Raw genomic sequence first — 14,386 nt, forward strand, 5'->3', positions numbered from 1 at the left:
GGGAAATTCTAGGCTCATATTTTAAAAAACGATTTTGTTCTATAAAAGAAGTTTCCACATATGGAGGATTTGAAATTATCAATTCTACTTCTTCAATGTCTTTCAAAAATGGATCTAAGCAATCACCAATTTTAAATTCAACATTGACACCTAATCTCTGAGCGTTGTATTGAGCTACTTTTATCGCAGCTTCTGAAATATCAGAAGCCTGAACCTTAATTTTTGGTAATTGCTTTTTTATCGAGATGGCTATCGCACCAGAACCTGTCCCTATATCAATTACATGTTTTATATTTTTATTTTTTATAAGATTGACTGCTAATATTACTAAATCTTCAGTTTCTATCCTAGGTATTAGTACATTTTCATCTACAAAAAACTCATTTCCTAAAAAAAGAACTTTTTTGGTAATGTATTCTATAGGATACCCTTCTTTAAGATGTTTAAGTAAAAAATCGAAAGTTTGGTGAGAAATTTCTACTTCTGAATCTTTAAGAAAAAAAGATATATCTTTATCTTCAATTTTTGATAATATTTTCAATATACGAAAGGGGGAGATTTTAAACTCCCCCTGAATTTTACTTAATAACTCTGTTATCTTCATTATCTTACCTCAAATTCCCAAAAGATTTCTAACTTCTTCACTCGCCATCTGCGGATCCCAGGGGGGATCAAAGGTAAGTTCGATATCTACATCGTTGATTTGTTCTATTTCTTTTACCTTCTCTTTTGCATTTTCAATTATTAAACCGGCCAAAGGGCACATTGGGGTGGTTAATGTCATCAATATGTGAACGTTATTGTTCTCATCTATATCTACCTTGTATATCAAACCTAATGAAACGATATCGAATCCAATTTCCATATCATAAACCTCTTTCAGAGCATTTATGATTTTATCTTTTTCTATATCAGGCATGAGTAAGCCTCCTTCAAAACATATCAGAATTGAGAATTATTGAAGATTCTTCTTGAAATTTTTGGAATTCAGTTGGTAAAACTTTATCAAAATATTCTTGAGCTTTTTTGTCTTTTAAGTTAAAAATTATTTGGTCTTTTGCTTCTTCAAAAGTTAACTGTTTTTCTGGGTATTTTCGTTCTATTTTTAAAAGAGCATATGTACCGTTTTGCGAATCATACAAAAGAGGCGTTGTAATAAATCCTGGAGGATTGCTTTTTACAGTTTGTACAATCGAATTTGAATCATCTTTAAGATTTATTCTCATAGAGGTAGCTGAATCAGTTTGTTCAAATACTTCATCATATGTGTAATAACCTTCAATAATACGATTGTATGTGTAAGAAGCATCTTCTGTGCTATTGAATATAATTAGCTTTATATCAGCTGCAGGATCAGATTTATAGATGGCTTTGTTATTTTGATATTCCTTTGCAATTTCTTCGTCGGTTACTTCTGCCTCTTGAACAATTTTAGTATAAAGCGCAGCTATAGAATTATTGTATAATGTTGAATAATACGCATCTTCTAAATAATTTGTTTTTGAAGTGTAACCTAAGGCGAGAAGATAATCTTCTATTTCTTCGTCAGGTATTCCAACGTCTTTAAAGGCTTTTGAAAAGTTTTCTTCGATGTTATTCCACGTTTGTTTGCGTTGTAAATCTATGTTTTTTTGTTCGACGAATTGTATAAAAAGAACTTGATTGACTATTTTTAAAGCTTGATCTTCTAAATATGTATTCATGAGTTCAACACCTGTAGCTGTTCTTGTTAAAACAGAATAAAACTCGGGATAAGAATTATAAATATCTGACAAAAGGTAAACTATTTGAGATCTTGATATTAATAGTTCTTCATTAAGTGTTTCTTCATTAACTTTTGCAAAGGTTGCTTGCTCCAATGGTTGATAGATTATTTTTGGATAAAGAATAGTTGAAATTAGAAATACAAAAAATAACAATAGTTGAGCTTTTTTCGTCAAGATATTTGCCTCCTCATAAAATTCCTTCTTCGATGAATCTCTTAATAGGATTAAATGTTTTTCTATGCTCTGATATTATACCATACTTTTTTATGCTTTCAATGTGTTTCCTGGTAGGATAGCCTTTGTGGTTTATAAAGCCATAATTAGGATATATTTCATGTAGTTGATTCATATATATATCTCTTTCGTATTTTGCTACAATAGATGCAGCTCCTATTAAAGGAGATATTTGATCGCCTTTGATTATGCATTCGTAGTTATAATCAAGTTTGAAGAACTTTCCATCGATGATTGAATAATAATCGTTCAGATTTTTTCCCACCACTTTTTGCAATAATTTCATAATTGCTAGTTCAGTCGCCTTGAATATATTTATTTGATCTATTAAATCTGAAGTTGAAAAATTACTATAATATTTAAAATTTTTCGTTATTTGAAAGTATCTTCTCTCTCTTTCTTTTGAAGATAACGATTTTGAATCTCTTCCAATTTTTGCTAATAATTCGCATTCTTTTTTTGATTCTATAACAACAGCCCCCACAAAAACAGGCCCAGCTAATGGGCCTCTTCCAGCTTCATCTATACCAATTATTTTTTTGTACTTATTTAACAAAGCTATTTCAATATTTTCTTGCATATTATCCACCTTTGAAACATACTTTTACTCTTTTTCGTAAGGAACCCCGTCGGCAGCGGGTGCTCTTGTTCTTCCAACAAATCCTCCAACTACGATTATAGTCAAAACGAAAGGCAATAAATTTAGTAAAGCTTTGATTTCTGAAGGAAGAACCATCAAAGTTTGAAGTTGAATATTCATAGCTTCTGCAGCTCCGAAAAGCAAAGCTGCCCACATTGTACCAATAGGATTCCAATTTCCTAATATCATGGCTGCCAAAGCAATGAAGCCTTTTCCGGCTGGCATCTGTTCTTGAAACTGTCCTATATCACCTAGGGCTAGATACATCCCTCCTAATGCAGCGAGCACTCCACTCATTAAAACTCCAAAGTATCTTATCGCCTTAACGTTCACACCTAACGTATCCGCAGCCCTTGGATTTTCACCTACAGAGCGCATTCTTAAACCTAAAGGAGTCTTGTAAAGTAAAAACCACGATCCGATGATGACTACTATAGCAATGTAAAAGAAGGAACTGATTTCTCCGAAGATTTCTCCAATGAAAGGAATATTTTGAATTGCCTCTATTTTTACCGTTGGGATTTTAGCAACAAAGTCTGTTTGACCTTCTTGGCCAAAAATAGGTTTCATTAGAAAACCAGTGAACCCTTGAGCAATCAGAATCAAAGCTGTAGCAGAAACAATTTGATTTGCTGCCCATTCTATGGAAACATAAGCATGAAAGAAGGCCAAAATTAAACCTCCAATCATACCTAAAATCAATCCAATCCAAGGGTTCCCAGTAAGAAAAGTAACAGCCACCCCGATGAAGGCTCCTAATTTCATTATACCTTCTAAAGCAATATTTGTTACGCCGGTTATTTCGCTGTAAACTCCTCCAATTCCAGCAAAAATCAATGGTAATGCAGAAAGAATCGTTAATTTATAAAATAAAGGTGAAGCAAAAGCAGTAAAAATAGCTTCAAACCAATTCATTCTTCTTCACCACCTTGAATTGTTTTTGGTGATTTTTTCTTTCCAAGTTGAGTAGCTTTCATGATCCAGGTTCTTATGATTCTATCTGCAGCGACAAAGTATATTATTATTCCTTGTATAACAACAATAATATCATCTGGTACCCCTATAGTTTGCATTGCATTTGAACCAGATCTCAGGGAGGAGATGAGGAAAGCAGCAAAAATAATCCCTATAGGATTGTTTTGGCCGATCAATGCAATAGTTATTCCATCAAAACCTCTATCGCTTGTGAATGCTCCAAAAATCCTATGATGGACAGACATGACTTCTAAAGCCCCAGCCAAGCCAGCCAAAGCTCCTGAAATAGCCATTGTTAGTACTATATTTTTACTTATCGATATACCTCCATATTCTGCTGCATATGGATTGAAACCTACGGCTTTAACTTCGTAGCCGGTTGTTGTTTTCTCCAGTATTATATAAATAGCAATTGCAGCGACTATGGCTATTAAGATACTAGAGGGAATTGTAGATGCTTGGACTGTTAATAGCGCAGGAAGTTGAGCACTTTGTGCAATTTCAGGGGATTTTGGAACGCCTGCGCCTACAGCAAATGGTCCGGCTACCAGATAATTGGTAATATGATAAGCTATCCAGTTCAACATTATGGTACTTATAACTTCATGAGCACCAGTTTTAGCTTTAAGCCAACCGGCTATAGATGCCCAAAAGGCTCCTCCAGCCATACCAGCAACAATGGTCAAAGGTATTGCAACAGCAGAGGGGACATTGCCTAAGTTCAGACCTACCGCTACCGCCATTATCCCTCCCATGGCCATTTGACCTTCGGCACCTATATTGAAAACTCCAGCTCGAAATCCAAAGCCAACTGCTAAACCAGTAAGTAACAAACTAGTCATTTTTGTTATATTGTCAGCCCAGGAAAGCCTGCTGCCAACCGCTCCTTTAATCATGGCTCCATAGGCTTTTAAAGGATTTTGACCTATGGCTAATATTATAATTGCTGCAATTAAAAGTGAAACTACAACTGCTAAAAAAGGTACTAGAAAAGACATCCATCTTGATTTCATAAGTTTTGAGGAAGAAGTCACTTTATTAGCGCCTCCTATTTATAGACTTTTAATTTCTCCAGCCTCTTCCATTAATTTTACTTCATCCAAACTCTTTCCTGCCATCATTAAACCGATCTCTTCTATTGTTAATTGACCATTTTCAAATTCACCCATAGATTTTCCTTCATACATAACCATTATTCTATCAGATAAAGACAAGATTTCTTCGAGTTCCATGGATATCAGTAAAATAGCCACTCCTTCTTGTCTCAAATGTATCAATTCTTTGTGGACGTATTCTATTGCTCCTACGTCTAATCCTCGTGTAGGTTGGGAAACGACTATAAATTTAGGTGAAGTGCCAATTTCTCGCGCGATGATAACTTTTTGTTGGTTTCCACCAGATAAGTTTCCTGTATATATATCAATCTCAGGTGGTCTAACATCAAACTTCTCTATGAGGTCTTTCGAAAAATCTCTTATATCATCAAGTTTTAGGAATCCTCTTTCTGAAAATTGTGGTTTGTCATGAGAACCTAAAATCAGATTAAAATAATTTGGGAATTCATGAACCATTCCTCTTTTTTGTCTGTCTTCAGGTACATGAGCTATGCCTAGCTCCCTTAATTCTTTTACAGATAAATTTGTAACCTCTTTACCTTGGAAATAGAACTTACCACTTTCGATTTTTCTAAGGCCAGTTAAGGCTTCAGCAAGTTCAGACTGTCCATTTCCTGCAACTCCAGCTATTCCTAGAATCTGGTTTTTTCTAACTTCAAAGTTAAGGCCTCTTACAGCATCTAACTTTCTATTGTCTTTTATCCACAAGTTTTCAACTTTCACTAGTACTTCTCCAGGTTCTATTCTTGGTCGATCTATACTTAGAACAACTTCTCTTCCAACCATCATATTTGCCAATTCTGTTTCGTTTGTGTCCGAAGTCTTTACGTTACCAGTAACCTTTCCAAGTCTCATAACGGTGATATTGTCGCTTATCTCTAACACTTCTTTCAATTTGTGACTTATAAAAATAATCGTCTTACCATCTTTTCTTAAACTTCTTAGTATTTCAAATAGCTCTTGGGTTTCCTGAGGGGTCAAGACGGCAGTAGGTTCGTCGAGTATTAATATGTCTGCGCCTCTATAAAGCGTTTTAATTATCTCCACTCTCTGCTGCATGCCTACAGGAATATCTTCGATTTTTGCCTCTACATCAACCTTGAGTCCATACTTTTCAGACAGTTCCTTTACGTCTTTTTTTGCTTTTTTAAAATTAAAAGTAATGCCCCTTTTGGGTTCACTTCCTAAAACAACGTTTTCCGCAACTGATAAATTTTCAACGAGCATAAAATGTTGATGAACCATCCCTATACCATTATCTATAGCATCAGAAGGACCTTTGATATCAACTTTTTTTCCTTTTATATAAATCTCACCGCTAGTAGGTTGGTATAAACCATAAAGTTGATTCATCAAAGTAGTTTTTCCGGCACCATTTTCACCTATTAATGCATGTATTTCTCCTTTTTTTACTTTAAATGTGACTCTATCGTTTGCAACTACCCTTGGGAATACTTTAGTTATCTCTTTCATGTATACTGCATAATCATTTAACTCTTCTTGGATATTTTCGGTTTGAGGCATTTGTAACCTCCTTTCAACTTTAGAAATAAAGGTTTTAATAAACTTTAAAAAAATAATCTACAAAATAGGCGGGATTTTATCCCGCCTCATATTGGAATAAATAAGATATCTTAATATTAGAATGGAAAAACTATATTACTTGCATTGAAAGAACCTAATTCAGCTTCGTTTTGAGGAATATTGATTTTTCCTTCCTTAGCCAGGGATTGTAAATATGCTAATTCTGCTATAACTTCGTTTGGTATAAGTCCCTTGGTGTATTTCATTGGAGAGATTCCAACACCGTCATCAACTATTCCTAAGTTGTTGTGTCCTGCTTGAAAATATCTAGCTGACAAAGCTGAGTTAATACCTTCAAAAGTAGCTACATCAATCTTTTTCGTAATACTGAGTAATACGTAACCTGGTGCCATATAGTCTTGATCCACGTCCACTCCAATGGCAAAGTAACCTTCACCTTTTTCATAATATTTATCTATAACTTGTTGTAAAGGAGCATCCGCTGGTAAACCATAGAAAGACATTCCGGTTTCTTTTGCAGCATCGATGACGCCATTTCCTGTTGCACCAGCACATGCGAAGACTATATCTGCACCGTTGTCATACTGAGAAAGGGTTAACTGTTTCCCTTTTGCTGGATCTTCAAAACTGGCAGCGTAACCGATTAAAACTTGAACATTTGTACCATGAATTTGGTTGTAGGCTTCAACTCCTGCTCTGTAACCTATTTCGTATCTTTTGACTGGAGGAATTTCCAAACCACCAACAAAACCTATTTTACCTGTTTTGGTCATGGCAGCAGCGACGTACCCGCCTAAGAATCCTGCTTCATGTTCTTTAAAGGTGTAAAGGGCTAAATTGTTTGGAATCGTTTGACCTGGAGATGGCTCTATATCTATTCCTATAAAAAATGTATCGGGATATTGAGCAGCGATATTAAATAAAGCATCTGCCATCATAAATCCAACCCCAATTACTACATCTCCTCTTTGAGCGGCGTTGGTTAAATTTGGAATGTAATCAGTTTGTTCCTTGGATATAATTATTTCTCCTTCAACATTAGGAAGTTGTTCCATAGCCATTTGTACTCCTGCCCAAGTGCCATCGTTGAATGACTTATCTCCTAAACCGCCAACATCAGTTACCATAACAACTTTTAAGGCAAAAGAACTTACAAACATTAAACTGATTAAACTAAGAACTAACAACTTTTTCATGTTTTTCTACCTCCTTTAGGTAAATTTATTTGTTCCTTTGATAGTGTAAGTATCTCAAAAACAGAAGTGAAGTTAAAATTAACAAAATTATTCCGAAAATATAGTTGATAGTGTAATCAACAGTGTGGATAATAGGATATCCAGTTTGACTGAAAACTTCAAGCGGAGTTACTTTTATAAAACTAAGAATGCTTAGGAAATACATGGATATTAAAGAAATATATTTTACGAATTTCTCTTCAAAAATTACAAGAATCGTTAAACTTAAGAAAAACAAAAGAAAGATTTTCGTACCAAAAACAGTGTTATAGGCTTTTAAATTTATTTTGTCGACCTTTTCAACGTCAAAAAAAGAATATAAAGTTGGCAACAATGGATCAATGAGATCAGTAGATCGTAGGAGTTGGTTTGAAGTATCCATGAATTTCGATTCGAATTCGGCATCTGAAAATTTTAAAACATCATGAACTTGAACCTTTAACGTATCTACCTCATTATAAATATTCTTTTCGGTAATTTCTGATGAGTTCACAAAATCAGTAACCTCTTTTGAAAAGTCAAGCGGTATACCTCGATAATTTTCTACTTTGTCAATTTTCAAGCCGTCCCTATTCGTTTGAACGGATGAACCTTGTAGATTTGATAAAACTTGTGAATTCAAAAGATCATCCAAAAAGGATGCAAAAGTCGATCTATAAAAAGTATTAACCTTGGAATATTCACTTCCTAAGTGGGAGTTCAAACTGGATATAGTTTTATGTAAAGGAGCGTGTGGGTAAGCAACAACATCGTTCAATAGCTGGGTTTCGAAAGTAGAGTTATCAAACTGAGTATTTTTTTCCATCAAAAGATCATAAGAATAGTATGATGGGACGAACAGAGTAAGCAGCACTAAAAAAAAGATAGAAAAGTTTATAACTTTTTCTGTAAACTTAATCTTTTTTCCGATACTTTTGAAGAGCAAAACGGCTAAAAACAAAAACACAAAAGTTACTATATAACTTCCATAGATGAAAGAAGATACTGTATCTTTTATCGGATTGTAGAATGCTAAAAGGTATACAAATTCAACGCCAAATATGCTTAAGACTGTTACCCAAAGATATTTTCTTAAAAATAAGAATGTTACAAGAATCAAAGCGGCATAAATGATAATTCTTATAAAAGAAATATTAACCCCATGCCTTCCTTCCTCAATAAACATTTGGGTAACTTGTTGTATTTGTTCGTTGGTTTCATTTATTAGTGAATTGACATAATTGTAAGAGAGTTGATCTATGGCAATTTGGAGTGGTCTTCCCGTTGTGCCTGATTGAGCAAGTTGTTGAATACCATGTTCCAAACTCTCTTTATTTTCTAATATTATCTTATTGTATTCAGGGTTAGTTTCTCCTTCATATATGTAAAATCTTTTATCTAAGATTTCTGCGTCAGATTCAAACCTTTGAATATCTGTAAATGGAGCGGTATCAACAATTCCTAAAGAATATATAATAACATTGCCGAAGTAAGTTAAAGCATCATTCTCTAAAGATCTTGTATAATCTTGAACAGTAGCAAAATAGGCGGGCATCGATCTTATCATTTCTTGAGTAATTTGTTCACCCGAAAGATCTGATTGCACATACACTAAAAACCCGGCCAAAGCCAATTTTTCTTCGATTGTTGTAAATTGAGACTGAACATTGTCGTATATCTGAGATAGATAAGTTTGGACATTTGTAGGCCTATCAACGTATTCGGCGCTACCTATCATTTGAGTTCTATAAAATCTATATAAGCCTAGATTACTAAGTTCTTGAAAAAAAGAATCGAATTCTTCGTTTGAAACACTTCCCTCTTCATTGTAGGTCTGAATAAGAGTCGTAAAAAGATCTCCAACCGCTTCAACATCGATCGTAAAAGCTGTTAAAGAAAAAATGACTGTAATTAATAAAATGGCTAATTTCTTCATCTCTATCCTCCAAATCATTATAATGTATTGTAAAGCAATAAATATAGATTGATTTTATTATAACATTTTTTTTTTAATTGTTCAACAAGAGAATTTCTGAATTATACTTGGTTATTAGCCATTATTTCTATTTAAAAGCGATTACAGTAAGTTAAGAGCTTTTTCACTGAGAAATTAAAATAATTAAATGTTGATTGAGAAAATCTGATATGGTAAAATAATCTTATAAACAACTTAGACGAGGTGAGATTCCTTTCCTAACTTATGTATTTTGTGTTCTCCTACCTGCTACCAGATATTCATTTGTTCATATTTAATTTATTCTACCCGTACTTTTTAGAAAAGAACCTTAAATTTTTTATCTCACATAGTAACTCATTCTTAAGGATGGCTTTCTACGAAACATTTAATCATATTTTTATTTCTATGTCAACATCAATTAGAGGTGTTTAGATCTAATTAGAGTTATTCTAAGTCATTTATTTTTGATTAAAATTAAAAAACTTAACTTTTCTTAATTTATATAAATAAAAAATTTAAAAAGGGTGTAGTTTTTCCTACACCCCTTTTGTATGTTCGCTTAATTACATTACTATTCTGAAACATTCGTTCCATTTATTTGGACGGCTCAAAAGAAAACAAAAATTATTTCATGAGCTTCTTTTGTAATTATATTATGAAGTTAGGAGTTATAAAAATACTTCAATATCCTCTACCCTAACAGCTTTGTATGGGCTTACTTCCAGGGTTCCTTCATGGGATAATTCCTTAAGCTTATCGTGCAATTCTCTATCCCAATCGGTACCCACTACTTTCCAATTTTCTTCATATTCTGGGGTAAGCACACCATTTTTTACTTCTATTATATACTTTTCTATGAGTTTTCTAAGATCTCCTCCGCTTATAGCCGAAAAGTCAGGATGATCTTCGGTTCTGCCAAGAAGCTTTGGCAGTTGTTCTCCTTTTTCAAATATTGGACCATAGGTCAAAAGTTGGGTATTTGCTCTATAATTGTTGACTGCCAATGTTAATACATCGTTACCTTGTATAGGTGTACCATCGATTTTTCTTAAATTTACTATCCTCTGACCCACTGGTTTTGAAACATCGATCTCGTAATAAACCCCTTTAAACATATCATAATTATAACCCGGAATTTTTTGGTTGAAAGAAATAGTTAAATCTCCAGGTTGGTATTGATTGTAATAAGAAGCCGACCATTCCATATATTTCTTCAACTGCTTTCCTGTTATTTCTAGTACATACAAAGTATTGTCGTATCTATAAATTAAAGAAATGTCTGATCTTTTTATAGGACCTTCTTTTATATTTGCATCCGATCTAAAAGCTGCAGAAGCTGATACATCTATTTTTTCACCTATCACTTGTTCCCCATAATACATTTGAACGGAATTTATCAAATCTATCATAGCGGTGGGTTGTATGTATACTTGTGGGATACCTTTTATTTCATCTGGAGGAACTAAAGGTCCGCCTTTTAATTCTCCTATTATCTCGTTAGCATAGTCTAAAGCCTTATAATGAAAAGGTTGAAGCTTTTTCTCCAATTCACTGTCTGGTGGTACTGTTCCAGTAGCAGCTTTTACATCGTAATTAGCGGAACTTTTATCAACTATTACGTACTTATCTCCTTCCTTCTGGAGTTCCAATACCACTTGTGATAACGTCTGCCCCCATTTTCCGGGTTCCACAATTAAAGTTCCGTTGAGCTTCACTTCTTGCGTAATGTCATTTTTTTGTTCATCAATAATCTTACCATTAAATACTTTATACAACTTTCCATTATAATAGTAAGTTTCAGCTATTTTTTCATGGAAATGACCCGCAATAACAACATCTAAATCAGGTGTCGCCTCTAGAATATCTATAACCCCAGAACCATAGGTCCCATATTCTTCTTCGATTCCCATATGAAAAGCTCCCACAATCACGTCAACTTGTCCTTTTAATTGTGCAACTGCTACTCTCACCTCATCCACAGGATCAACCACAATGTAATCCTGCAAATTTGCAGCGTCCCATTTTACTATGTTAGGAGTAACCATACCTATTATTCCAACTTTTATTCCATTCCCTGTGGTAACTATTTTATAAGGGGCAGCTAACCTTGTTCCATCGGGGTTATAAACATTGCCACACAAAACACTATTAGGATTATCATCCACTGGCATGAATTGTCTCATAATCTTTTTAAGTGTTGGGACCCCATAGTTAAACTCATGATTACCTAAAACCCATGCATCATAACCTATTTCATTCATAGCAAAAATCATGGGATGTATGGCATCTTCTAAAAAAATGTTTGAAAGGTTTTCTTGGATTGTATCTCCATTGTCAATCAATATAGTTCCTTCAGGATTTTCACTTCTCAACTCATTTATGATCGAATAGACTTGTGCAATACTTCCACTATAATTAGGTTGGTTTAAGGCATAATCATAAGGTAAAAAGCGTCCATGCAAATCTGAAGTTGCTAAGATTTGTACTTCTATCGTCTCAGCAAAAAACAACGAGAATACACTCAAAAGCAACACCAACGCTAAAATAGCTCTTTTTAACATAAAATCACCCCTTTGCATTAAGTTTTTCACTAAAAAAGAAGTTAAAAAAAACGAAATACCAAACAAGAGTTAAAAGTGCTACTTAAAATGAATCTAAAAGGGGTGTAGTTTTTTCTTACACCCCTTTTTGTTTGTTTACTTAACTTGATCTAATTCTATCAATCTCTCTTGGGAAGTATAATCTTCTATAGTTCCCAAGTGAGCAATGTATTCACGTAAAGCATCCGCATCTCTAAAGTATGTATCATAACCAGGTTTACCTGCAAGCATTGTGTAACCGTCTCCACCCGAAGCCATATAGTTGTTGGTAACAACCTTATAAGTTCTGTTCAAATCTATAGGCTCACCGTTTATTTTTACGTTTGTAGCTTTTCCACCTTTTATTTCTGCAGTTAGCCCTGCAACATGTAACTTAGCTCCTTGGCCATCAGGAATTTTAGCAGCATAATTTAAAACATCCATTATGTCTTTCCCAGTCAACTCTAAAATGTACAATGTGTTTCCAAAAGGTAAAACAGTCAATATGTCTCTGTAGGTTATATCTCCTGCTTCAATAGAAGCTCTTATCCCGCCACCGTTCATTAAAGCAACATCCGCACCTGTTTTCCAAATCATACTATCCGTTATAAGGTTGCTTAGATTCGTTTCATCACTTCTAGCATGTTCCCCATCGAGATATACTTTTGTTTCTTCAACAACCTCATTCAAAGCCTCTGATCCAAGTTGATAAAAAGCATCTGTAAACATTTTTATGAAAGGATCTTCGGGGATATCAGATGTTAGTGGAATTACTTCTCCTCTCCAATCTACTATCCTACCATCATCAATCCATAAATCTATTCTCCCAATGTTCTCTGCGTTATCACCAGCTTGTGCTACTATAACATTATTAATTACTACAGGTGTTTCTAACAAGGTGTGAGTATGCCCGTCTATTATAATATCTACTCCAGATATATTTTCAGCTAACTCATCTGAGGTAGTGAACTCAACAGGCAAGTAGGGTCTTCTTCCATCTGCATAATAACCTAAGTGTCCAAGGACTATAACTACATCGGCTTTTTCTTGGACTATTGGAAGATATTTCTTTAAAGTCTCTTCTGCATCCACAATTGTATTCTCGCCTAAATAAATTGGTTCTAAAACTTTCGTTTGTTCAGTAACAAGACCTATAATTCCAACTGAGAAATCACCATAGTCTTTTATGATGTACGGTTCAAAAATTGGTCCTCCATGTTTTTCATCGACAAAATTTGCTCCTAAGAATGGAAATTGTGCTACTTCATATTGTTTCTCAAGCACTTCAAAAGGTTTATCGAATTCGTGATTACCCAAAACCATAGCATCCAAACCCATATAATGTAAAGCCAAAAAGTCAGGAACTGCATCCAACTGATCAGATTCTGGAATCCCTGTATTTACATCACCAGCATGTAGGAAAAGTACTGCTCCACCTTCCTTAGCCACTTCTTCTCTTGCTTGATTTATCAGGGTAGCTGCCCTGGCAAATCCTCCACCATCTTCCGTTCCCCACACATGTGCGTGAGTATCGTTCATGTGGAAAATTACTAAGTGATTAGGCCCTGCAAATACCGATAAAACTAAAACCATAACAACTAAAATGCCTAAGACTCTTTTCATTTTGTTCCCCTCCTTTTTTACCTTTATTAGACACTTTAGAAATTCTAAAACATGCATTGTAACCAACTCTTAATACCTTTAATATTATACTTTTGCCTCCTCACTGTATAATTTATTCGATACCACATTTTTATTATCTCGTAAGCAGGTCATTCAATTGTCATTATACGGTAACTCTTCTCAACTCTACTTCGATTTCGTCTACTCTGATTATATGAAAGAACATTCCGAATTTAAGTATCTCCTCGATTTAATCGATTGGTCCGTTATCCCAGATTTCAGTAATAAGATGGGCAGAACAGGGTACTCCCGTCGGGCTTTACTTAAAGCTATCTTCGTTCAGAAAGTTAAGGGGTTTACAGTAAGGGAGTTGATTCACTTCCTTAAGAGTAACCCTTCCTTCGCTAAATGCATCGGTTTCGATCCTATTATCAATTACGTTCCTTCTGAAGCTACTTTCTCTTCTTTTAAGGAGGAGTTTGGTCCTTCTTATTTGGATAAGGTTATCGTTTTTACCGTCCTTAAAGGCATCAAAGAGGGGATCTTTGATACCAGTTATCTTGTTGTTGATTCTTACCCCATTATCTTTAATTCTTTCTTCAACAACAAGAAGAGTCACCGTAAATTCAAAGATTACAAAGAGTACTATCGTTCTCCTTTAGAAGAAAATTTCGGCGTTACACCTGTTTCTAATTCTACACCTATCTACGATATGTACGGTAACCCAAAGAACGCTAT

General features: G+C 34.4%; 12 protein-coding genes. 1 reads left to right on the forward strand and 11 read right to left on the reverse strand.

All coding sequences use genetic code 11. The annotated features are described in order from the left end of the window. From AA81_RS10455 to AA81_RS10505, 11 genes are all read right to left on the reverse strand, one after another. The coding region (locus tag AA81_RS10455; protein WP_103898956.1) for a N5-glutamine methyltransferase family protein at positions 1–604 on the reverse strand (604 nt) is incomplete at its 3' end. Between the two features lie 9 nt (positions 605–613). Further along, positions 614–919: a metal-sulfur cluster assembly factor gene (locus AA81_RS10460; RefSeq protein WP_012209465.1), complete on the reverse strand. Its 306-nt coding sequence runs from the start codon at positions 917–919 to the stop codon at positions 614–616. A gap of 13 nt (positions 920–932) precedes the next feature. Continuing rightward, positions 933–1,940, reverse strand: a complete 1,008-nt coding sequence (locus tag AA81_RS10465; protein WP_103079018.1) for a peptidyl-prolyl cis-trans isomerase — start codon at positions 1,938–1,940, stop codon at positions 933–935. A 13-nt stretch (positions 1,941–1,953) separates the two neighbouring features. Beyond that, positions 1,954–2,580 carry a ribonuclease HII gene (gene rnhB / locus AA81_RS10470; protein ID WP_103079019.1) on the reverse strand — a complete coding sequence of 209 codons (627 nt, stop codon included), beginning with the start codon at positions 2,578–2,580 and terminating at the stop codon, positions 1,954–1,956. Positions 2,581–2,604: 24 nt separating this feature from the next. Continuing rightward, positions 2,605–3,555 carry an ABC transporter permease gene (locus AA81_RS10475; RefSeq protein ID WP_103077847.1) on the reverse strand — a complete coding sequence of 317 codons (951 nt, stop codon included), beginning with the start codon at positions 3,553–3,555 and terminating at the stop codon, positions 2,605–2,607. Further along, a complete protein-coding gene (locus AA81_RS10480) occupies positions 3,552–4,628 on the reverse strand; it encodes an ABC transporter permease (RefSeq protein ID WP_103077943.1) in 1,077 nt (358 codons plus the stop codon). Before AA81_RS10480 ends, AA81_RS10475 begins: the two co-directional genes overlap by 4 nt. Before the next feature lie 39 nt (positions 4,629–4,667). Further along, positions 4,668–6,254: an ABC transporter ATP-binding protein gene (locus AA81_RS10485; protein ID WP_103077848.1), complete on the reverse strand. Its 1,587-nt coding sequence runs from the start codon at positions 6,252–6,254 to the stop codon at positions 4,668–4,670. Between the two features lie 116 nt (positions 6,255–6,370). Then, complete coding sequence (locus AA81_RS10490; protein WP_103898957.1) at positions 6,371–7,471, reverse strand: BMP family lipoprotein; 1,101 nt, start codon at positions 7,469–7,471, stop codon at positions 6,371–6,373. A gap of 25 nt (positions 7,472–7,496) precedes the next feature. After that, positions 7,497–9,425: a hypothetical protein gene (locus tag AA81_RS10495; RefSeq protein WP_103077947.1), complete on the reverse strand. Its 1,929-nt coding sequence runs from the start codon at positions 9,423–9,425 to the stop codon at positions 7,497–7,499. 689 nt (positions 9,426–10,114) lie between these two features. Continuing rightward, positions 10,115–12,007, reverse strand: a complete 1,893-nt coding sequence (locus AA81_RS10500) for a 5'-nucleotidase C-terminal domain-containing protein (protein WP_103077948.1) — start codon at positions 12,005–12,007, stop codon at positions 10,115–10,117. Positions 12,008–12,142: 135 nt separating this feature from the next. Continuing rightward, complete coding sequence (locus tag AA81_RS10505; RefSeq protein WP_103077949.1) at positions 12,143–13,648, reverse strand: 5'-nucleotidase C-terminal domain-containing protein; 1,506 nt, start codon at positions 13,646–13,648, stop codon at positions 12,143–12,145. A gap of 157 nt (positions 13,649–13,805) precedes the next feature. On the opposite strand from AA81_RS10505, the gene AA81_RS10510 reads away from it, so the two are divergent. Beyond that, positions 13,806–14,386: transposase (locus AA81_RS10510; protein WP_146050387.1), on the forward strand; the 581-nt coding region annotated here is incomplete at its 3' end.

The sequence above is a fragment of the Petrotoga halophila DSM 16923 genome, from assembly GCF_002924615.1.

Excerpts from the sequence above, each read along its gene's own strand:
- AA81_RS10460 (WP_012209465.1), bottom strand. The coding sequence starts at position 919 with ATGCCTGATATAGAAAAAGATAAAATCATAAATGCTCTGAAAGAGGTT.
- rnhB (WP_103079019.1), bottom strand. The coding sequence starts at position 2,580 with ATGCAAGAAAATATTGAAATAGCTTTGTTAAATAAGTACAAAAAAATA.
- AA81_RS10475 (WP_103077847.1), bottom strand. The coding sequence starts at position 3,555 with ATGAATTGGTTTGAAGCTATTTTTACTGCTTTTGCTTCACCTTTATTT.
- AA81_RS10480 (WP_103077943.1), bottom strand. The coding sequence starts at position 4,628 with ATGAAATCAAGATGGATGTCTTTTCTAGTACCTTTTTTAGCAGTTGTA.
- AA81_RS10485 (WP_103077848.1), bottom strand. The coding sequence starts at position 6,254 with ATGCCTCAAACCGAAAATATCCAAGAAGAGTTAAATGATTATGCAGTA.
- AA81_RS10490 (WP_103898957.1), bottom strand. The coding sequence starts at position 7,471 with ATGAAAAAGTTGTTAGTTCTTAGTTTAATCAGTTTAATGTTTGTAAGT.
- AA81_RS10495 (WP_103077947.1), bottom strand. The coding sequence starts at position 9,425 with ATGAAGAAATTAGCCATTTTATTAATTACAGTCATTTTTTCTTTAACA.
- AA81_RS10500 (WP_103077948.1), bottom strand. The coding sequence starts at position 12,007 with ATGTTAAAAAGAGCTATTTTAGCGTTGGTGTTGCTTTTGAGTGTATTC.
- AA81_RS10505 (WP_103077949.1), bottom strand. The coding sequence starts at position 13,648 with ATGAAAAGAGTCTTAGGCATTTTAGTTGTTATGGTTTTAGTTTTATCG.